Annotated in this window: 18 protein-coding genes and 1 tRNA gene; 9 read left to right on the forward strand and 10 right to left on the reverse strand. The window is 55.2% G+C overall.

The window, feature by feature from the left end:
• Positions 1-13 precede the first annotated feature (13 nt).
• Positions 14-247: a hypothetical protein gene (locus ERD80_RS07545; RefSeq protein ID WP_004132711.1), complete on the reverse strand. Its 234-nt coding sequence runs from the start codon at positions 245-247 to the stop codon at positions 14-16.
• 409 nt (positions 248-656) lie between these two features.
• Here ERD80_RS07545 and ERD80_RS22635 point away from each other — a divergent pair, with 409 nt between their 5' ends.
• Both ERD80_RS22635 and lpxP read left to right on the forward strand, forming a co-directional pair.
• On the forward strand, positions 657-929 hold the full coding sequence (locus ERD80_RS22635) for a hypothetical protein (RefSeq protein ID WP_211145574.1): 273 nt from the start codon (positions 657-659) through the stop codon (positions 927-929).
• Positions 930-1,133: 204 nt separating this feature from the next.
• Positions 1,134-2,042 (forward strand): kdo(2)-lipid IV(A) palmitoleoyltransferase, encoded by a 909-nt coding sequence (lpxP, locus tag ERD80_RS07560; RefSeq protein ID WP_136546425.1) that lies wholly within the window; start codon positions 1,134-1,136, stop codon positions 2,040-2,042.
• 233 nt (positions 2,043-2,275) lie between these two features.
• Here the strand turns inward: lpxP and ERD80_RS07565 are convergent, their stop codons facing one another.
• The 3 genes from ERD80_RS07565 to ERD80_RS07580 all read right to left on the reverse strand — a co-directional run bounded on the left by ERD80_RS07565 (position 2,276) and on the right by ERD80_RS07580 (position 4,808).
• Positions 2,276-2,896, reverse strand: coding sequence for a LysE family translocator (locus ERD80_RS07565; RefSeq protein ID WP_136546426.1), 621 nt, complete (start codon positions 2,894-2,896; stop codon positions 2,276-2,278).
• Positions 2,897-3,750: 854 nt separating this feature from the next.
• A tRNA-Ile gene (locus ERD80_RS07575) sits at positions 3,751-3,826 on the reverse strand.
• 199 nt (positions 3,827-4,025) lie between these two features.
• Positions 4,026-4,808, reverse strand: coding sequence for an SDR family oxidoreductase (locus ERD80_RS07580; protein ID WP_136546430.1), 783 nt, complete (start codon positions 4,806-4,808; stop codon positions 4,026-4,028).
• A 136-nt stretch (positions 4,809-4,944) separates the two neighbouring features.
• Here ERD80_RS07580 and ERD80_RS07585 point away from each other — a divergent pair, with 136 nt between their 5' ends.
• From ERD80_RS07585 to ERD80_RS07595, 3 genes are all read left to right on the forward strand, one after another.
• The gene (locus tag ERD80_RS07585; protein ID WP_136546432.1) at positions 4,945-5,532 is read left to right on the forward strand and encodes a TetR/AcrR family transcriptional regulator; all 588 of its coding nucleotides are present in this window, start codon (positions 4,945-4,947) and stop codon (positions 5,530-5,532) included.
• Positions 5,529-6,044: a G/U mismatch-specific DNA glycosylase gene (gene mug / locus ERD80_RS07590; RefSeq protein WP_058771358.1), complete on the forward strand. Its 516-nt coding sequence runs from the start codon at positions 5,529-5,531 to the stop codon at positions 6,042-6,044. Before ERD80_RS07585 ends, mug begins: the two co-directional genes overlap by 4 nt.
• An 88-nt stretch (positions 6,045-6,132) precedes the next feature.
• Positions 6,133-6,894, forward strand: coding sequence for a substrate-binding domain-containing protein (locus ERD80_RS07595; RefSeq protein ID WP_058759768.1), 762 nt, complete (start codon positions 6,133-6,135; stop codon positions 6,892-6,894).
• Positions 6,895-6,942: 48 nt separating this feature from the next.
• Here the strand turns inward: ERD80_RS07595 and rpoD are convergent, their stop codons facing one another.
• From rpoD to rpsU, 3 genes are all read right to left on the reverse strand, one after another.
• Positions 6,943-8,787: an RNA polymerase sigma factor RpoD gene (gene rpoD / locus ERD80_RS07600; protein ID WP_058759769.1), complete on the reverse strand. Its 1,845-nt coding sequence runs from the start codon at positions 8,785-8,787 to the stop codon at positions 6,943-6,945.
• 378 nt (positions 8,788-9,165) lie between these two features.
• The gene (dnaG, locus tag ERD80_RS07605; protein WP_136546436.1) at positions 9,166-10,911 is read right to left on the reverse strand and encodes a DNA primase; all 1,746 of its coding nucleotides are present in this window, start codon (positions 10,909-10,911) and stop codon (positions 9,166-9,168) included.
• Between the two features lie 119 nt (positions 10,912-11,030).
• A complete protein-coding gene (gene rpsU / locus ERD80_RS07610; protein ID WP_001144069.1) occupies positions 11,031-11,246 on the reverse strand; it encodes a 30S ribosomal protein S21 in 216 nt (71 codons plus the stop codon).
• A gap of 281 nt (positions 11,247-11,527) precedes the next feature.
• Here rpsU and tsaD point away from each other — a divergent pair, with 281 nt between their 5' ends.
• On the forward strand, positions 11,528-12,541 hold the full coding sequence (gene tsaD / locus ERD80_RS07615; protein WP_136546438.1) for a tRNA (adenosine(37)-N6)-threonylcarbamoyltransferase complex transferase subunit TsaD: 1,014 nt from the start codon (positions 11,528-11,530) through the stop codon (positions 12,539-12,541).
• Between the two features lie 30 nt (positions 12,542-12,571).
• Here tsaD and plsY read toward each other — a convergent pair whose 3' ends face one another.
• The gene (plsY, locus tag ERD80_RS07620) at positions 12,572-13,171 is read right to left on the reverse strand and encodes a glycerol-3-phosphate 1-O-acyltransferase PlsY (protein WP_021509626.1); all 600 of its coding nucleotides are present in this window, start codon (positions 13,169-13,171) and stop codon (positions 12,572-12,574) included.
• Positions 13,172-13,278: 107 nt separating this feature from the next.
• On the opposite strand from plsY, the gene folB reads away from it, so the two are divergent.
• Both folB and bacA read left to right on the forward strand, forming a co-directional pair.
• Positions 13,279-13,638, forward strand: coding sequence for a bifunctional dihydroneopterin aldolase/7,8-dihydroneopterin epimerase (gene folB / locus ERD80_RS07625; protein WP_021509625.1), 360 nt, complete (start codon positions 13,279-13,281; stop codon positions 13,636-13,638).
• Between the two features lie 191 nt (positions 13,639-13,829).
• Positions 13,830-14,648 (forward strand): undecaprenyl-diphosphate phosphatase, encoded by an 819-nt coding sequence (bacA, locus tag ERD80_RS07635; RefSeq protein ID WP_031280132.1) that lies wholly within the window; start codon positions 13,830-13,832, stop codon positions 14,646-14,648.
• 18 nt (positions 14,649-14,666) lie between these two features.
• Here the strand turns inward: bacA and ERD80_RS07640 are convergent, their stop codons facing one another.
• Positions 14,667-15,899 (reverse strand): multifunctional CCA addition/repair protein, encoded by a 1,233-nt coding sequence (locus ERD80_RS07640; protein WP_021509623.1) that lies wholly within the window; start codon positions 15,897-15,899, stop codon positions 14,667-14,669.
• Between the two features lie 141 nt (positions 15,900-16,040).
• Positions 16,041-16,664, reverse strand: coding sequence for a TIGR04211 family SH3 domain-containing protein (locus ERD80_RS07645; protein WP_010618709.1), 624 nt, complete (start codon positions 16,662-16,664; stop codon positions 16,041-16,043).
• A gap of 205 nt (positions 16,665-16,869) precedes the next feature.
• On the opposite strand from ERD80_RS07645, the gene ERD80_RS07650 reads away from it, so the two are divergent.
• The coding region (locus ERD80_RS07650; protein WP_136546440.1) for an inorganic triphosphatase at positions 16,870-17,745 on the forward strand (876 nt) is incomplete at its 3' end.

Below are 17,745 nucleotides of genomic sequence, written 5' to 3' on the forward strand. Positions count from 1 at the left end.
TCCCGGAGGCGCATTAACGTCTGCCGTTAATGCGCTGATTATCCCTGAGAACATCAATCGCAGTCTGCATGGCGATTTTGTCATCCCGCCTTTTTTGTTTGTCCTGCATGACCTGAAGGTATTCCAGCAAGGTGCGGGTATTAATCGGTCGGCCCTGTTTGCCCACAGCCAGCACGGCTTCGCCAAGAATAATTTTCACTGGCGGTAGTTGTGCCGGATACCAGTCAAGGGTGTCTTCTGATTTCATCATAAATTTCTCACGGAAGGGTAGTGTATCATAAATCAGACGTTCAATTTTCAATATCTGATATCCTGATTCAGACACAACTTAACATAACTTATGCCAGTTATTTTTATATCAAAGCGTATAATAATTACTGTATTCCTCAGAGAATTATTTATGTCTTATACTAAAGGGCTCAGGTATGTTAAAGGAAGACCGGTTCATGTTGCCTGCCCGGTATGCGCACACAGAGCTGATCAGAAAGCAGGTAAACTAAGAAAAGATGCGGTTCTTGAGTGCCCTGCCTGCGGACTGTTGTTCAGACCTTCAGAATGCTGGTGTATCGGCGGCTGATCAGCTTCTGCCACTTAACGTAAGTGATGTCGGGAAATGACAACATTTCTCCTGTGCGGCGGTTGTCGAGGGTATGATAATGAAATTTAAAAAATCTGTTTTTATTGAAGGGCATATCCTGTCGAACAGCTGTCACGGGCAGGCCGGTCAACCTTTCTGTATTCACCGGGTCAGGTTTAGTAATGGTAAATATGCGATTATCCGGGTGGCATCCGGGATATGTTTCAAACCTGGCGAAATTATTCAACGAAACGATTGCGAGTGGTTTTATAAGCTTACCAAAATTCGCCTTCTTTCTTTTGAGTACCTTGATGATGATGAATCCAGAAGACAATTTCTTGAGTATCAATGATAAACCCATGAATTTATAACAGAATAACTTTACTGGCTTACAATTCATTCATGACTCTTTAAATCCTTTACCAGTCATTGCAAAATTTTTTTTATTCTGAATTTAGACAAATTTAAATTGTCTAAAATAAAATGTATCGCTAGAGACGAATTGCCTCATTATTTTCCTTTTGCGTTATAACCTTCATTAGCATTAAGGAAATTTATGGCACAGACTTTTACTCATAATTTACTTTATCCCCGCTACTGGCTTACCTGGTCTGGTTTGGGTCTGCTGTGGCTTCTCGTTCAACTTCCTTACCCGGTTTTACACATTCTGGGCTCCGGTCTTGGAAAAATATCCAGACCCTTTCTGAAACGCCGGGAAGGAATTGCGATTAGAAATATCGAACTCTGCTTTCCCGAGATGACACCGTTTGCCCGGAGCCAGATGGTCAATAAAAACTTTGTTTCTCTCGGGCTGGGACTGATGGAAACAGGAATGGCCTGGTTCTGGAGCGATGCGAGAGTCAAAAAATGGTTTGATGTCGAAGGGCTTGAAAACCTGACCGGTGCGACCAGAGGAGTAATAGTTGTCGGGATTCATTTTATGTCCCTTGAATTGTGTGGAAGAGTAATGGGTTTATGCCATCCTATGATTGCAACGTATCGCCCACACAATAATCCACTAATGGAATGGGTACAGACAAAAGGGCGTATGCGTTCAAATAAGGCTATGATTAATCGACGTAATTTATCTGGTTTTGTTCATGCGCTAAAAGCTGGTGAAGCCGTTTGGTTTGCACCAGACCAGGATTATGGGTCTAAGGGAAGCGTTTTTGCACCTTTTTTCTCGGTAAAAAAAGCAGCCACGACGAACGGAACGTATGCTCTGTCAAAACTCGCTGGTGCACACTTGATCACACTTAGCATGATTCGACGTAGCGATAAAAAAGGTTATCACATGTATATCAGCAATCCGTTGTCAGGCTATCCAGGGGAAGACAAGGTCGCCGCAGCGGCTTATATGAACAAGATCATCGAGCGTGAAATTCTCCGTGCCCCTGAGCAATACCTGTGGATGCATCGCAGGTTCAAAACGCGTCCTGAAGGCGAAGTCTCTTTATACAAATGAATCACTCTACTTGTCATGAGCCAGAATCTGTCTTTCCTTGCCACTGCGTATTTGTAAAAAATGGATAGGGAATTATTCGATCGGCTTCATGTTAACGATGGCGTAACTGACAGCCAAGGCTAATCAATGGAACCTGTTAGGATTTGAAGGTCCTCTTTTCGCTCATAGCAGACATTCCCCTGCATAGCGTCCGCTATGTGCCAGAAGCGGACGTTTTCAGCCAGTTCAGCCAGCTATCTTGTGCTTATAGCAAGTTTAGCCGCGAAGCATAAAAATAAGCCCCCTGTTGCTCTGTCCATCATCTGGACAACGCGATTTTTCTTCAAAATGGCTGACGCAAAATGCGTGCTTAAAATGAGTGTGACTGACCATATAGTTCCAATCGCCACGTGGATGCTGACCAGGATAAAAGTCCATATCAAAGGAGAGTGACCGGCAGGTATGAACTGCGGCAAAAAGGAGACATAAAAAATGCCCATTTTAGGGTTTAGCACATTTCCCAACATTCCTCTGATAAACCAGTTCCCCTGAAAACCATTGTCATCATCGCCATCACTGAAAGATGATCGGGGACGTATCAGCAGTTGTAAACCCAGCCAGCTCAGGTAGACCGCGCCACAAACTTTCAGCACCGTATAAGCCAATTCTGAAACCACCAGAAGAGCACCAAGGCCTAATGCGACCAGCGCCCCCCATAAAAAACAGCCAGCATCAATGCCAAGCGCAGCGTGAAAAGCCTTTTTGCCGCCCTCTGCACAAGCAGTGCGCAGAATAAGTGCCGTATCAAGGCCGGGGGGCAGGGTAAGTAACAATGCTGCGAGAGAGAATGCGAAGAGAGAATCGTTAACAGTCATTTTCTTTGTCCGAAAGAGCGGATGTTAATCATTTAGTTCCCTGTAATCAATCTAACAAATATCAGTTTTAAATGTCCGCTCTTCGCTCAAAACGGAACCTTACAGCGCGTAAGTCCGCCTGATACCCAGAGCAGAAGTAGCGCATGAACTGTTATGGTAGATTTGAACGTCCGGCAGGATCACTGGAGGATAAGCTGAATGCTTCTGGATAAGCTCAAATTACTCGAATGCAGCCTTCACTGTGATAGGCGCAACGATGGGGAGTGGCTTGAGCAGCTCCTCCACCCTGAATTTAGGGAGATTACCCGGTCAGGCGTGATGGTTGACCGTTCAGTAACGATCTCATCATTGTTATACGAGAAAAAGTCATCGCCTATTATTAGCAGCGATTTCTGGCTCACTGAAATGGGGAGTGGCTGCGCCATTCTTCACTACCGGACGTCTTGTGCTGACGGAAGCCATCCTGCGTTGCGCTCCTCATGCTGGTTGTATTCGGAAGAAGGCCAGTGGACTCTGTTTTTTCATCAGGCCACGCCTGCAGCATGTAGCCTGGGCTTGTGATCGAGCCCTATATTCGCTGGCAGGCCCACTAAACACTGCCAGTTGTCTGTTATTCGAGAGTAGTCATCAGTAAATGTCCGCTTTTCGCTCAAAGCGGACATTGCGCTTGCTGAACAGCTTTATGCCACAGATGGCCTGAGCGTTAAGTAGCCTTAGGGTGAAATTAGCTTAAAGTAAAATTGACTGAATATAGGGTGGGTGAAGCACTACTTTGCTCTACTTCATGCCGGTATCCTATAAGTATCCTGGAAAACCAGCTTAACGGTAGCTTTTGAGGTAAGTCATTGATAATTTGGTGGCCCCTGCTGGGTTTGAACCAGCGACCAAGCGATTATGAGTCGCCTGCTCTAACCACTGAGCTAAGGGGCCAGCGGAGCGGGGATTATAAAGTATCTCGGTGGGGCGATCCAGCGTTGCTCAATCGGTTGGTGAAAATTCCCGCAATCACTGAGTCCTTGATCTCACAGCAAAAAATCCCGCAACCCCGGCAGAAGCGGGCGATAAGCGCCCAGCGATGTCGCGTTTTTGAGACAAGGCTTGCTGCTGCCTTGTCTCCGGATGCGCAGGTTCAGCGATAGCGAGAGGCAGGCTTATTCAGCGAGATAAACGGCAGGATGGCGCCGCGCGCCTGCTCAAAGCTTTGCCACAGGCCCATATCTTCTACCGAAGGAATGGTGATCGCTTCACCGTCATCCAGACCGCGCAGTGCGGCGGCGACTAAGTCATCGACCTCCATCACCATCTCTGCCGGCAGGTCATCCACCGAGCGCCCGGTGCGCTGAAAGATTTCGGTGCGCGTCAGGCCCGGCAGCAGCGCCTGCACGCGTACGTTATGGCCTGCCAGCTCGCGCTGCATGTTACGCGTCAGCGAGAGCACAAAAGCTTTCGTCGCATTATAGGCCCCGTTTGCCTGTTCGTTGACCAGCGCCAGTACCGACGCCACATTTACGATAGTGCCCGCGTTGCGGCTGCGGAAAACCTGCGCGGCCGTGTGAGAGAGCTGCGTCAGCGCCACCACGTTCAGTGCCAGCATGGTTTGCGTCTGGTCGATGCTGGCATCAATAAACTCGCCTTCCACCGTCATGCCCGCATTGTTGATCAGCGTGGTAATACGCGTATTGTTCCGCAGCTCGCTATCAATACGCGCCAGATCCTCATGGCGCGTCAGATCCGCAGCCAGCACGTTGACTTCCACGCCGTGCGCTTCGTGCAGCGATTGCGCCAGTGCGCTCAGACGTGCAGCATCGCGCGCCACCAGAATCAGGTCGTTGCCGCGTGCGGCCAGCTGTTTAGCGTAAGTTGCGCCGATACCGCTGGAGGCGCCGGTGATTAAAGCCAGTTGGTGTGACATGGAAAAGCCCTCTGCATGATGGTCGTCATATTGGTGTGTTGGTAATATGACGACCATCATATCCATCGTCAAGCTGGAATATGACGATCGTAATAATTACACTGATTGCCATTAACGATGAGCAGGGTAACAACCGATGGAAAAGCTAAGCCATAAGGCGCGCACGCGGCAGCGCATTCTGGAAGAAGCGGCGGTAGTGATGCGCGAATGCGGCACCGAAGGCATTGGCGTGGCAGCGCTGATGAAGCGCGTTGGCCTGACGCACGGTGGGTTTTATGCGCACTTTGCCTCGCGTGAAGCGCTGGTCGAAGCGGTGATTAGCGAGATGTTTGCCGACTCGGCGCAGCGTTTTGCCGCCGTGCTGGCGATGGAGGATCCGGCTGAACGGCTGAACCAGTGGATCGATCGCTATCTGTCGGACCAGCACTGTGGCGCGCCGGGCGAGGGCTGTCCGATACCGGCGCTGGTCAGTGAAGTGGCGCATTTGCCGCCGGATGCGCGGGCGCTGTTTTCGGCGAAGCGCGAAGCGGTGCGGCACCAGCTGGTGCAGGCGCTGCAGCAGCTGGGACACGCGCAGGCGGAGAGCATCGCCAGCAGCATGCAGGCCGAAATGGTTGGTGCGCTGGCGCTGGCGCGCGCCTGCACTGACGAGGCGGAAGCGCGCCAGATGCTGGATGTGACGCGTCAGGCAGTCAAACTGCGTGCCGGGCTGGTGACAGCATGAGCGATCACGACATCCGCGACATCATCGCGCCCGATTTGCAGGTGCTGTTTTGCGGCATCAATCCGGGCAAATCCTCGGCGCATACCGGTTTTCACTTTGCGCATCCCGGCAACCGCTTCTGGAAGGTCATCCATCAGGCCGGATTCACCCGCGAACAGCTGCTGCCGGAGCAGGAACAGCGGCTGCTGGAGACCGGCTGCGGCATCACCATGCTGGTAGAGCGCCCCACCATTCAGGCCAGCGAGCTGGCGGGCGCGGAGCTGCGTGACGGCGGCGCGCGTCTGCAGGAAAAGGTGCTGCGCTTTCAGCCGCGCGCGCTGGCGGTGCTGGGTAAGGATGCGTTTCAGAAGGCGTTTCGTCAGCGCAACGTGGCGTGGGGCGAGCAGCCGCAGCTGCTGGGCGAAACCCGCTTATGGGTGCTGCCCAATCCCAGCGGATTAAACCGCGCTTCGCTGGAAGAGATGGTTGCTGCTTATCGCCAGCTTCATGATTGGTTACAGAATAAGGCGTGAGCTGGCTCTGTTTCATCAGGTAATAACGTTGTTCATCGTTTTGTTTCTGGCTACACCGGATGCTCCACGCAAAAAAAGGAGCAGGGAGATGAAGCAACGCACCATGGTTCTGGCGGCACTGCTGCTGGCGGCGCAACCGGGCGTCCAGGCCGCAACGCTGAAGGTATTCAGTTCCGGCGGTATGTACCCGGTGATTGAAAGCCTGAAGCAGGATTATCAGCAGCAGAGCGGTGACAGCATTGAGCTGGAAGCGGCGCCGTCGATGGGTGATACGCCGCAGGCGATTCCTAATCGCCTTAAACGCCATGAAAGCGCCGATGTGCTGGTGATGGTGGATTACGCCATCAAGCCGCTGGAGCAGGCGAAATGGGTGGATAGCGCCAGCCATCAGGTGCTGGCGCACTCGTACATCGCCATGGCGGTGAAACAGGGCACTACGCCGCCAGATATCAGCACCGTCGCGAAGTTCAAACAGGTGCTGACCTCCGCCTCAAGTATCGCCGTGTCTGACAGCGCCAGCGGCAAATATATTCAGAGCAAGATGCTGGATAAGCTGCAGCTGGGCCCGAAAACGGCGGCGAAGATTACCGTGATTCCGGCCACGCCGGTGGGTGAGGCGGTCGCGCAGGGCAAAGCCGAGCTGGGCTTCCAGCAGAACAGCGAGCTGAAGGCGGTGAAAGGCATCACCATTGTGGGATTGATTCCGCCGGCGGCACAGCAGGATACGCTGTACGGTGCGGTGATCACGCGCAGCAGCCAGCAGCAGCAGGCCGCGGCGAAGTTCGTGAAATACCTGCAGAGCGACAAGGCGCGCAGCGTGATGCAGGAGAAAGGGCTGACGCCATACTGAAGACAATAAAAAACCCCGGCTAGCCGGGGTTTTTACTGACCAGGACGATTAATCGTCGAGGAAGCTACGCAGCACTTCCGAGCGGCTCGGATGGCGCAGTTTACGCAGCGCTTTGGCTTCAATCTGACGGATACGCTCACGCGTTACGTCAAACTGTTTACCCACCTCTTCCAGCGTGTGGTCGGTATTCATATCGATACCGAAACGCATACGCAGGACTTTGGCTTCACGCGCGGTCAGGCCAGCCAGCACATCGTGGGTGGCAGAACGCAGGCTTTCCGAGGTTGCGGAATCCAGCGGCAGCTCCAGCGTGGTGTCTTCGATAAAGTCGCCCAGATGCGAATCTTCATCATCACCAATCGGCGTCTCCATGGAGATCGGCTCTTTAGCGATTTTCAGCACCTTACGGATTTTATCTTCCGGCATCAGCATGCGCTCAGCCAGCTCTTCCGGCGTTGGCTCGCGGCCCATCTCCTGCAGCATCTGGCGCGAAATACGGTTGAGTTTGTTAATGGTCTCAATCATATGCACCGGAATACGGATGGTACGCGCCTGGTCGGCGATGGAACGGGTGATAGCCTGACGGATCCACCAGGTGGCGTAAGTTGAGAACTTATAGCCACGGCGATATTCAAACTTATCCACCGCTTTCATCAGACCGATGTTGCCTTCCTGAATCAGATCGAGGAACTGCAGGCCACGGTTGGTGTACTTCTTGGCGATGGAGATCACCAGACGCAGGTTAGCCTCAACCATCTCTTTCTTCGCACGACGCGCTTTGGCTTCGCCGATCGACATACGACGGTTGATGTCTTTCACCTGCTCAATGGTCAGGCCGGTCTCTTCTTCGATCTGCAGCAGTTTCTGCAGCGAACGCATGACGTCTTCTTCCACTTCCTGCAGTTTTTCTGACCACGGCTTGTTCATGGCCAGTGCCGCTTTGAACCAGCTCTCACTGGTTTCATTACCGGTAAACAGGGTGATGAAGTTTTTCTTCGGCATTTTGCACAGTTCAACACACAGCTTCATGATCAGGCGCTCTTGCGTGCGCACGCGCTCCATCATTTCACGCATGTTGTTCACCAGGTAATCGAACTGCTTCGGTACCAGGCGGAACTGTTTAAACACTTCAGAGAGATTGTTGATCTCGGCCACGGCGTCCGCATGGCTGCGGCCTTTGGCTTTGATCACGTTGCGCGTAGTTTCGTACTGCGTACGCAGGTCGTTAAACTTCTCGCGCGCCAGTTCCGGATCGATAGAGTTATCGTCGTCGGAGCTGTCATCGTCGCTCTCTTCGTCTTCCTCTTCGTCGTCGTCGCGGTCTTCTTCTGACAGCTCAGAACCAACGTGGGTCGCGGTCGGTGCCAGATCTTCCTCGGCGTTCGGATCGACGAAACCGGTGATCAGGTCAGACAAGCGTGACTCGCCCGCTTCAACGCGATCGTACTGATCGAGCAGGTAGGTGATTGCTTCCGGGTATTCGGCGACAGAGCATTGCACCTGGTTGATACCGTCTTCGATACGCTTGGCGATGTCGATTTCGCCTTCACGCGTCAGCAGCTCAACGGTACCCATTTCACGCATGTACATGCGTACCGGGTCGGTGGTACGGCCAATTTCAGATTCAACGCTGGATAATACCTGAGCGGCAGCTTCCGCGGCATCTTCGTCAGTATCGGTGCTGTTTTCATTCAGCATCAGATCATCGGCATCCGGGGCTTCTTCCACCACCTGAATACCCATATCGTTGATCATTTGGATGATGTCTTCGATCTGATCGGAGTCGACGATATCTTCCGGCAGATGGTCATTGACCTCAGCATAGGTCAGATAGCCCTGCTCCTTACCACGGGTGACAAGCAGCTTAAGCTGTGACTGCGGGTTTTGCTCCATAAGACGGTATCCACACTTCTGTTAATTAGATTGGTGTCGGTCGGCAGCGAGCCAACTATAACAGTGAAGGCGTTGTATTTTTGCCGCTGCCTTCAACGCGGCCAGGGCTTTGGCCCATCGTAAATCGGCACTTAAGCCGCTTAATATTCTGTCCGGGGCTAACTTACTTGCCATTTTCAATGCTGGCAGTGCCCGCAATCCTCACGTACGCCAGTACGCTCCGGTTGCTGCGCGCTGGCAGCCTTGAAACTGACAGCGACGTTAACGCCTCTGGTATGTATGCATTGCTTCCGGCTTCGCTTACAGCGACCATAAACCAGAAACATCAGGCAAGAACGGCGGCGCTATCAGCCTTCATCGTTCTGACCCGGTAAAATCTTATTTTTTGGCTAATGCCTGGCTTAATGCCCAGAATTCACGGCGTTCGGCGGCGCTCAGGCCTTCAGTCCGGTCGCGCGCAATCAGTGCTTCGAGGCGCTGCTCCAGCGCAGCATCATAGATGCTTGCCAGCGAGTCCTGGAACACTTCTTCCGCTTCGTCATCTACGATCATGTGGTTCCAGGTGGCCAGTGTTTCAAGGGGCTGGCTAAATTCTGTCCCGCGATATAACTCTAGTAGCTGTCCGGTGGTCAGGCCAGGATTCTCAGTACAACGGCGGACTAACTCCACAAACAGTGGCAATCCCGCTAATTTAGACTGCTCCAGCCCGTCCAGCGCAGGCACGATGGCGGCAAATTGCGGATTCTGCACCAGCAACGCAATCAGCACGCGCATGGTGGTGCGTTTCATCGGCGGCGCCACCGGCGCGGTACCGCTTTCCGCCTGCTTCGGCATCAGCTTGTCTAACTGGTTATCGTCCAGAATGCCGAGTTTATTACCCAGCGTCTGACGCATATAAATCCGCAGCGTTTCGCCCGGAATCTGGCTAATCAGCGGCAGCGCCAGCGTCGCCAGCTTGGTACGGCCGTCGCGCGTACTCAGATCCACCTGCGGCATCAGGCTGTCGAACAGAAACGTGGAGAGCGGCATAGCCTGCTCCATCCGCGCTTCGAACGCTGCTTTGCCCTCTTTACGCACCAGGGTATCCGGGTCTTCGCCGTCGGGCAAAAACATAAAGCGTAGCTGACGACCGTCATTCATGTAAGGCAATGCGGTTTCCAGTGCACGCCATGCAGCTTCACGACCGGCGCGGTCGCCGTCGTAGCAGCAGATCACGTTATCGGTCGAGCGGAACAAAAGCTGGATATGTTCCGCCGTGGTCGAGGTGCCCAGCGAGGCGACAGCATAATCAATGCCGAACTGCGCCAGCGCCACTACGTCCATATAGCCTTCCACCACCAGCAGACGCGCCGGTTGCGGATGATTTTTTTGCGCTTCATACAGGCCGTACAGCTGGCGGCCTTTATGGAAAATCGGTGTTTCCGGTGAGTTCAGGTACTTGGGCGTATCGTTGCCCAGCACGCGGCCACCAAAACCAATCACGCGTCCGCGCTTGTCGCGAATCGGAAACATCACGCGATCGCGGAAACGATCGTAGGTGCGGCCGCTGTCATTGCTGACCAGCATGCCCGCTTCCATCAGCGATTCACGATCTTCTTTCTGCTGACCGAAATGCTTCAGCACGTTGTCCCAGCCGGCTGGCGCATAGCCAATGGCAAAGTGATCGATCACCTGCTGGCTCAGCCCGCGTGTGGCAAGATACTGTTGTGCTGATTTTGCCTGCGGATTACGCAGGCTCTGCTGATAAAAGCTGTCTAAACCTTCCAGCAGCTGATACAGGCTCTGGCGCTGGTGGCGCTCCATCGGGCTCGGACCGTTGCCTGCTTCGTACGGCACTTCTAAGCCGTGCTGCGTGGCAAGTTCCTCTACGCTCTCGACGAAATCCAGACGATCGTGATTCATCAGGAAGTCGATGGCGTTGCCTTTGGCACCACAGCCAAAGCAGTAGTAGAACTGCTTTTCACCGCTTACGGTGAAAGAGGGGGTTTTTTCATTATGGAAAGGACAGCACGCGTGATAGTTCTTACCCTGCTTTTTCAGCTTAACGCGGGCATCGATAAGATCCACGATGTCCGTGCGGGCAAGTAAATCATTGATAAATACGCGTGGAATTCGTCCAGCCATAAGCCCCGGTTTTTCAGCTCATAAACGGCAACAAGCCGCGCTTCCTTTCGGAAAGCACGGCCTCTTACTTGACTCTGTCTGCGTTTAACACGCGGCGGAAGCGAACTTCCGAAAAGAAATTAGTACAGACGAGTGCGGCGTGCGTTTTCGCGAGCCAGTTTCTTGGCGTGACGCTTAACAGCAGACGCTTTAGCGCGCTTACGTTCAGTCGTTGGTTTTTCATAGAACTCACGACGACGAACTTCAGCCAGAACGCCTGCTTTCTCGCAGGAACGCTTGAAGCGACGCAGTGCTACGTCGAATGGCTCGTTTTCACGTACTTTAATTACCGGCATGTAACTCTCACCTCGATAAAATTCGGTTTTTGCTGCTGACTGCGGCGCCAGCACTTTTCAAAATGGTGCAGCATTTTACTCCAGGCGCGGCTGGCTTGTAAAGCACCATGGACAATTTAGAACCAACAGGAGCGTTTGCCTGTGCGGCTGCCGGTTTTTTCAGGCCGTGGAGTATAGCGCACTCTTTGCGCGACAGAAAAACACTTTTTCGCGTGCGGAAGGGCGCAGGCGTCAGCCGGCCTGTGCTACACTGCGCGCCGCAAGAAGAGGGTGATAAAGCTATGCGAGTTCTGGGTATTGAAACGTCCTGCGATGAAACCGGCATCGCGATTTATGACGATGCGTCCGGTCTGCTGGCGAATCAATTATATAGCCAGGTGAAATTACATGCGGATTACGGCGGCGTGGTGCCGGAACTGGCCTCGCGCGATCACGTGCGGAAAACCGTGCCGCTGATCCAGGCCGCGCTGAAACAGGCGGGCTTGCAGGCCGGAGAGATTGACGCCGTGGCGTACACCGCCGGTCCCGGCCTGGTCGGTGCGCTGCTGGTTGGCGCCACCATTGGCCGCGCGCTGGCGTTCGCCTGGAATGTGCCGGCGGTGCCGGTGCATCACATGGAAGGCCATCTGCTGGCGCCGATGCTGGAAGACAACCCACCGGCATTCCCGTTCGTGGCACTGCTGGTCTCCGGCGGCCACACGCAGCTGATCAGCGTCACCGGCATTGGTGAATATACGCTGCTGGGCGAATCGATTGACGATGCCGCCGGGGAAGCGTTCGATAAAACCGCCAAGCTGCTGGGGCTGGATTATCCGGGCGGCCCGATGCTGTCGCGCATGGCACAGCAGGGCACGTCGGATCGCTTTAAGTTCCCGCGTCCGATGACCGATCGTCCGGGGCTGGACTTCAGCTTCTCCGGCCTGAAAACCTTTGCGGCGAATACCATTCGCGAACATGACGGTGACGAACAGGCGCGCGCCGATATCGCCCGCGCCTTTGAAGATGCGGTAGTGGATACGCTGATGATCAAATGCAAGCGTGCGCTGGAGCAGACCGGCTTCAAACGCCTGGTGATTGCCGGCGGCGTGAGCGCCAACCGCACGCTGCGTGAACGCATGGCAACCATGATGAGCGCGCGCGGCGGCGAGGTGTTTTATGCCCGTCCGGAGTTCTGCACCGACAACGGCGCGATGATTGCCTATGCCGGCATGGTGCGGCTGAAAGGCGGCACGCGCGGTGAGCTGGGTGTCAGCGTGCGGCCACGCTGGCCGCTGGCGGAATTACCGGCCATCTGATAATAAAAAACCGGCTGCGCGCCGGTTTTTTTATTTCTTCTTTTTACGCTTCCACACGCGGTTTTCCTGACCGCGCCACAGGCGCTGAATATTGTCGTGATGGCGCAGCAAAATCAGGCATGACAGCATCGACACCGGAAAGGTGAACTGCGGCTTGAACCACCAGACGTAAAACGGGGCAATCAACGCGCTGACGATCGCGCCCAGCGATGAGTAGCCGCTGAGCAGCACCGTCAGCAGCCAGGTGCCGGTCATCAGGCCGGTCAGGTCCCAGCCAATCGGCGCGATGGCCCCAAACGCGGTGGCCACACCTTTGCCGCCGCGAAAGCGGAAAAACACCGGATAGATATGGCCGAGGCAGGCGGCGATGGCCGTGAGACCAAGATACATCGGCGTGACGTGCAGCCACCAGGCGATCCATACCGGCACCATTCCCTTCGCCACGTCGAAAATCAGTACCGCGGCAGCGGCGGCTTTACCGCCAATACGTAACACGTTGGTGGCGCCTGGATTGCCAGAGCCTGCGCTGCGGGGATCGGGTAAACCAGCGAGTTTACAAACCAGGATCGCACTGGAAATCGAGCCGCAAAGATACGCGAAAATAATCATACCAAGCGCGATAGCACTCATAGCTTCGTACCGTTCCTTTTGGGTCGTTTTGTTCTCGATAAGCGTGGATAATACGCATAATCCGCCGGAAGTGGTATCCGGCTAAGCCAAAAACAGAGAGTGACATCATGGATATCGTATTTATAGAACAACTCACCGTGTTCACCACCATTGGCGTTTACGACTGGGAACAGGGCATGCAGCAGAAGCTGGTGCTCGATGTCGAAATGGCGTGGGACAACCGTCAGGCGGCGGTGAGCGACGATGTGAACCACTGTCTGAGCTACGCCGATGTCACCGAAGCGATCCTCAGTCATCTGCAGGGACAGCGTTTTGCGCTGGTCGAACGGGTGGCAGAAGAAATCGCCGATCTGTTGATGAATCGTTTCAAAACGCCCGGAGTACGCGTGAAGGTAGGTAAACCGGGGGCTGTCGCCCAGGCGGCGAGCGTGGGCGTGAGAATTGAGCGCGGGACTATTCCTAAATAAATCCTGCGTGATTGCCATCACAATGAAACCAAACCAAATTATGGTGTGTCTCAGTGGAGGCCGCTGCGCTGATGAAGGGGAAGTGACCGAAATCCTTAAGGTTTCCTTCAGCAAGGTGCAGGCATAATTTCAGGCGGTAGCGGTGCGCGACCGCCTTTTTACTGTTTAAAACGGATAGAGGGTAAAATTTGATGGCAGACATTCATCAGCTATGGGTAGCTGCAATCCTGGGGGTTGTGGAAGGCCTTACGGAGTTCCTGCCGGTCTCATCCACAGGCCACATGATTATTGTTGGCCATTTGCTGGGGTTCGAGGGTGAGAAGGCGGAAACCTTTGAAGTGGTGATCCAGCTGGGCTCAATCCTCGCCGTAGTCGTGATGTTCTGGCGCCGGCTGTTTGGCCTGATCGGCATTCACTTCGGCCAGGAGCGCCACGAAGGCGTCGGCAGCGGAAAACTGACGCTGATTCACATTCTGCTGGGTATGGTGCCGGCAGTGGTGATTGGCCTGGTACTGCATGACCAGATTAAAACCCTGTTTAACCCGATCAACGTGATGTACGCGCTGGTGGTGGGCGGCGTGCTGCTGCTGGCGGCGGAATATCTCAAGCCAAAGCAGCCGAAAGCGGTGGGCATTGATGACATCACCTATCGCCAGGCGTTTATGATTGGCTGCTTCCAGTGTCTGGCGCTGTGGCCGGGCTTCTCGCGTTCCGGCGCCACCATCTCCGGCGGTATGCTGATGGGCGTCAGCCGCTATGCGGCGTCCGAGTTTTCCTTCATCCTCGCGGTACCGATGATGATCGGTGCTACCGGACTTGATCTCTACAAGAGCATGGGCTTCCTGACGATGCAGGATTTCCCGATGTTTGCCGTGGGCTTCGTGACCGCCTTCATCGTCGCGCTGCTGGCGATCAAAGTGTTCCTTGAGCTGATCAAACGTATCTCGTTTGTGTCGTTTGCCATCTACCGCTTTATCGTCGCGGCAGCGGTTTACGCCATCTTTATGTAATGCGCGAGGCGCGGCCGGTTACGCTGGCCGCGCGTCGATTAACCCTTCCTGCAACGCCAGCACGCGCCGACGCGTCAGCTCTTCCCGCACCGCCGCGCCTGTGAAACCGGCCTCGACCACCGCTTTGGTGGGCACTGCCTGCGCCAGCGCAAACGCGCGCCGCAGATAATCGCCCTGCGGATAAGCCATGCTCTCCAGCGTAGTACGCCCGCGTGCATCGGCTTCGCTGGTCAGTGCCATCTTTTCCACGCGATCGGGCTTGCGCCAGGCGTCGATGCGGTCAAACAGCGCCACCAGCGCGTCAGCCGGCTGGCGTTCAATGGTGTGCACCACATCGTGAAACTCCGTCACCACCAGGGCCAGATCGCGCACCTGATTCGGCACGCGCAGCCGCTGGCACAGTGCTTCAACAATCGGTACACCGGCCGGGCCGTGACCATGATGGCTCGGCCACTTCTCTGGCGGCGTCAGCGCTTTACCCACATCGTGGAACAGCGTGGCGAAGCGCACGTCAAGCTGGTCGGAGAGCGCTGCGGCCATGGTCAGCGTCATCAGCGCGTGGACGCCGGTATCGATCTCCGGATGCCACTTAACGGGGGCCGGAATGCCGTACAGGTTGTCGATTTCCGGGAACAGCACCTGCAATGCATCGCAGTCGCGCAGCAGCTGGAAATAGACCTGAGGATTGCGCGTCAGCAGCGCTTTTTCCGTCTCTTTCCACACCCGCTCTGCGGTGAGGTGCGCCAGTTCACCGCTGTGCGCCATCTCGCGCATCAGCGCCTGGGTTTCTGGTGCCACGCGGAAATTGAGGTGGGCGAAACGGGCAGCAAAACGCGCCACGCGCAGCACGCGCAGCGGATCTTCATTAAAAGCTGCCGACACGTGACGCAGGGTGCGCTGCTGCAAATCCTGCTGGCCGTGATAAGGGTCGATCAGCGTGCCGTCAGCAGCCTGCGCGATGGCATTGATGGTCAGATCGCGACGCTGTAAATCCTGCTCCAGCGTCACGTCCGGCGCGAACTGGGTCACGAAGCCGGTATAACCGTTGCCGCTTTTGCGCTCGGTGCGCGCCAGCGCATACTCTTCACGGCTTTCAGGGTGTAAAAAAACCGGAAAATCCCGGCCCACCTGCTGATAGCCCTGCGCCAGCATGCTGTCGGGCGTTGCGCCCACCACCACCCAATCTCTATCTTTTACCGGCAAACGCAGTAAGGCGTCACGCACTGCGCCACCGACCAGAAACGTCTTCACTCAACCACTCCAGAGGCAATCCACTTTTGCGTGCCGCGCACGCTTGTTACGTTATTGTTGCATACTTTGGCGAAAAAGCGGGCATGCCAAAAGGGGCATCTTACGATCCCCTCCAGGCAAACCACAAATGGCGTGGCGGCTTTAATTCATCCAGCGATCGTTTTTCTTGCGGCGCGGCACCATGTGCGGCAGCAGCAGACCGAGCAGCAGACCCACACCGAGCACGCCGCCGCCATACATAAACCACTGCATGATGATGGTGCGCTGTTTGTCATCCAGCTGAACGTTAGCGGCGCTGACCTTCTTCTGCGCCACAATCAGCTCGTTGCGCAGCTTCTGATTCTCTTCTTTCAGGCCGTTGATGGTGCCGTCGCTGTTGGCCACCTTGTTCTGCATCTCTGACGTACGCTGATTCCAGCTGTTATCAATGTTCGCCAGTTTGTCGGTCAGCTCTTTGACCTGCTGCTCCAGCTGCGGCACGCGAGTGCGCAGGCTGGGGGAGGCGCTGAGCTGCGACAGCGGGATCCAGTTAGTTTTGCCTTCTGCATCGCGGATTTGCGCGTACTGCGAGTCATTATTGGTTTGCAGCAGCGTGACTTCCTCCCCGGCATTCAGCTTGCCAACCAGGCGATACTGATCGCCAGGGCCGCTGCGTACCCAGGTGGATAATTCGTCGGAGATGTAACGTTTTTCATCGGCCGCGTGGGCCGGTGCGATGGCGCTGAAAGCCAGCAAAGAGAGGGCGGCAAGTGTGATTTTTTTCATTCGATATCGTTTTTTCATGATGGGCGTAAATTTACCGGCACAGTCTGGAGTCGCTTCGCATAAATCTGAATGAGAACTATCCTGGTCTCAATGCGGTGCGAAAAGGGTCGTAAAAGCACAAGAAAGCAGAGACAGCAGGCTTGCGGTGCATTACTCTTCGCCAGATTAAACTCGTAAGTGCCAGCAGCGTATTGAATAAAAAATTATGACCATCGAAATCGAATTAAAGTTCATTGCCACCCCGCAAGCCGCCGAAAAACTGGCGCAGACGCTTGCCGCCTGGCCACATCAGCACCACGCCGCGCGTGAGCTGACCAACATCTATTACGAAACCGATGACAACCAGCTGCGCCGCTGGGATATGGGCCTGCGGATTCGCGGCGTGGATCAGCGCTATGAAATGACGCTGAAAACCGCCGGCAAAACGCTGGGCGGCCTGCATCAGCGTCCGGAATACAACGTCGACCTCAGCGAGCCGCAGCTGGACATTGCCCGCCTGCCGGCAGAGATCTGGCCGCAGGGTACCGATATTGCCGCGCTTCAGTCGCGTTTGCAGCCGCTGTTCAGCACCCATTTCCAGCGTGAAACCTGGCTGGTGAGCGTTGGCGACAGCGAAATTGAAGTGGCTTTCGATTGCGGCAGCGTTGCCGCAGGGGAGCTGAGCGAGCCGCTGTATGAAGTGGAGCTGGAGCTTAAGCGCGGAGCGCGCAGCGATATGCTGACCTTCGCCAGCGCGCTGATCGCCACGGGCGGCCTGCGCCTCGGCAGCCTGAGCAAAGCGGCACGCGGTTATCAGCTGGCGCAGGGCAACGCGCCGCGACCATTGCGCGCGCTGCCGCTGCAGAAAATTGCCCCTAAAGCCACGGTGGAGCAGGGCATGGTTCACGCCATGAGCGCGGCGCTCGGCCACTGGCAGTACCATGAAGAAGTCTGGCTGCGCGGTAACGAAGACGCCCGGGCACGGGTAATTGAAGCGCTGGAAACGCTGCGTCAGGCGTTTTCCCTGTTTGGCACGCTGGTGCCGCGCAAGGCCAACAGCGAACTGCGTCAGAAGCTGACCCGGCTGGAAGAGCTGCTGGCG

Origin of the sequence: Pantoea sp. R102 (assembly GCF_004916815.1) — a bacterium.
Taxonomy (GTDB): domain Bacteria; phylum Pseudomonadota; class Gammaproteobacteria; order Enterobacterales; family Enterobacteriaceae; genus Pantoea; species Pantoea dispersa.

Excerpts from the sequence above, each read along its gene's own strand:
- folB (WP_021509625.1), top strand. The coding sequence starts at position 13,279 with ATGGATATCGTATTTATAGAACAACTCACCGTGTTCACCACCATTGGC.
- mug (WP_058771358.1), top strand. The coding sequence starts at position 5,529 with ATGAGCGATCACGACATCCGCGACATCATCGCGCCCGATTTGCAGGTG.
- ERD80_RS07545 (WP_004132711.1), bottom strand. The coding sequence starts at position 247 with ATGAAATCAGAAGACACCCTTGACTGGTATCCGGCACAACTACCGCCA.
- lpxP (WP_136546425.1), top strand. The coding sequence starts at position 1,134 with ATGGCACAGACTTTTACTCATAATTTACTTTATCCCCGCTACTGGCTT.
- tsaD (WP_136546438.1), top strand. The coding sequence starts at position 11,528 with ATGCGAGTTCTGGGTATTGAAACGTCCTGCGATGAAACCGGCATCGCG.
- rpoD (WP_058759769.1), bottom strand. The coding sequence starts at position 8,787 with ATGGAGCAAAACCCGCAGTCACAGCTTAAGCTGCTTGTCACCCGTGGT.
- plsY (WP_021509626.1), bottom strand. The coding sequence starts at position 13,171 with ATGAGTGCTATCGCGCTTGGTATGATTATTTTCGCGTATCTTTGCGGC.
- rpsU (WP_001144069.1), bottom strand. The coding sequence starts at position 11,246 with ATGCCGGTAATTAAAGTACGTGAAAACGAGCCATTCGACGTAGCACTG.
- ERD80_RS07645 (WP_010618709.1), bottom strand. The coding sequence starts at position 16,664 with ATGAAAAAAATCACACTTGCCGCCCTCTCTTTGCTGGCTTTCAGCGCC.
- ERD80_RS07565 (WP_136546426.1), bottom strand. The coding sequence starts at position 2,896 with ATGACTGTTAACGATTCTCTCTTCGCATTCTCTCTCGCAGCATTGTTA.
- ERD80_RS07580 (WP_136546430.1), bottom strand. The coding sequence starts at position 4,808 with ATGTCACACCAACTGGCTTTAATCACCGGCGCCTCCAGCGGTATCGGC.
- ERD80_RS22635 (WP_211145574.1), top strand. The coding sequence starts at position 657 with ATGAAATTTAAAAAATCTGTTTTTATTGAAGGGCATATCCTGTCGAAC.
- bacA (WP_031280132.1), top strand. The coding sequence starts at position 13,830 with ATGGCAGACATTCATCAGCTATGGGTAGCTGCAATCCTGGGGGTTGTG.
- ERD80_RS07595 (WP_058759768.1), top strand. The coding sequence starts at position 6,133 with ATGAAGCAACGCACCATGGTTCTGGCGGCACTGCTGCTGGCGGCGCAA.
- ERD80_RS07585 (WP_136546432.1), top strand. The coding sequence starts at position 4,945 with ATGGAAAAGCTAAGCCATAAGGCGCGCACGCGGCAGCGCATTCTGGAA.
- dnaG (WP_136546436.1), bottom strand. The coding sequence starts at position 10,911 with ATGGCTGGACGAATTCCACGCGTATTTATCAATGATTTACTTGCCCGC.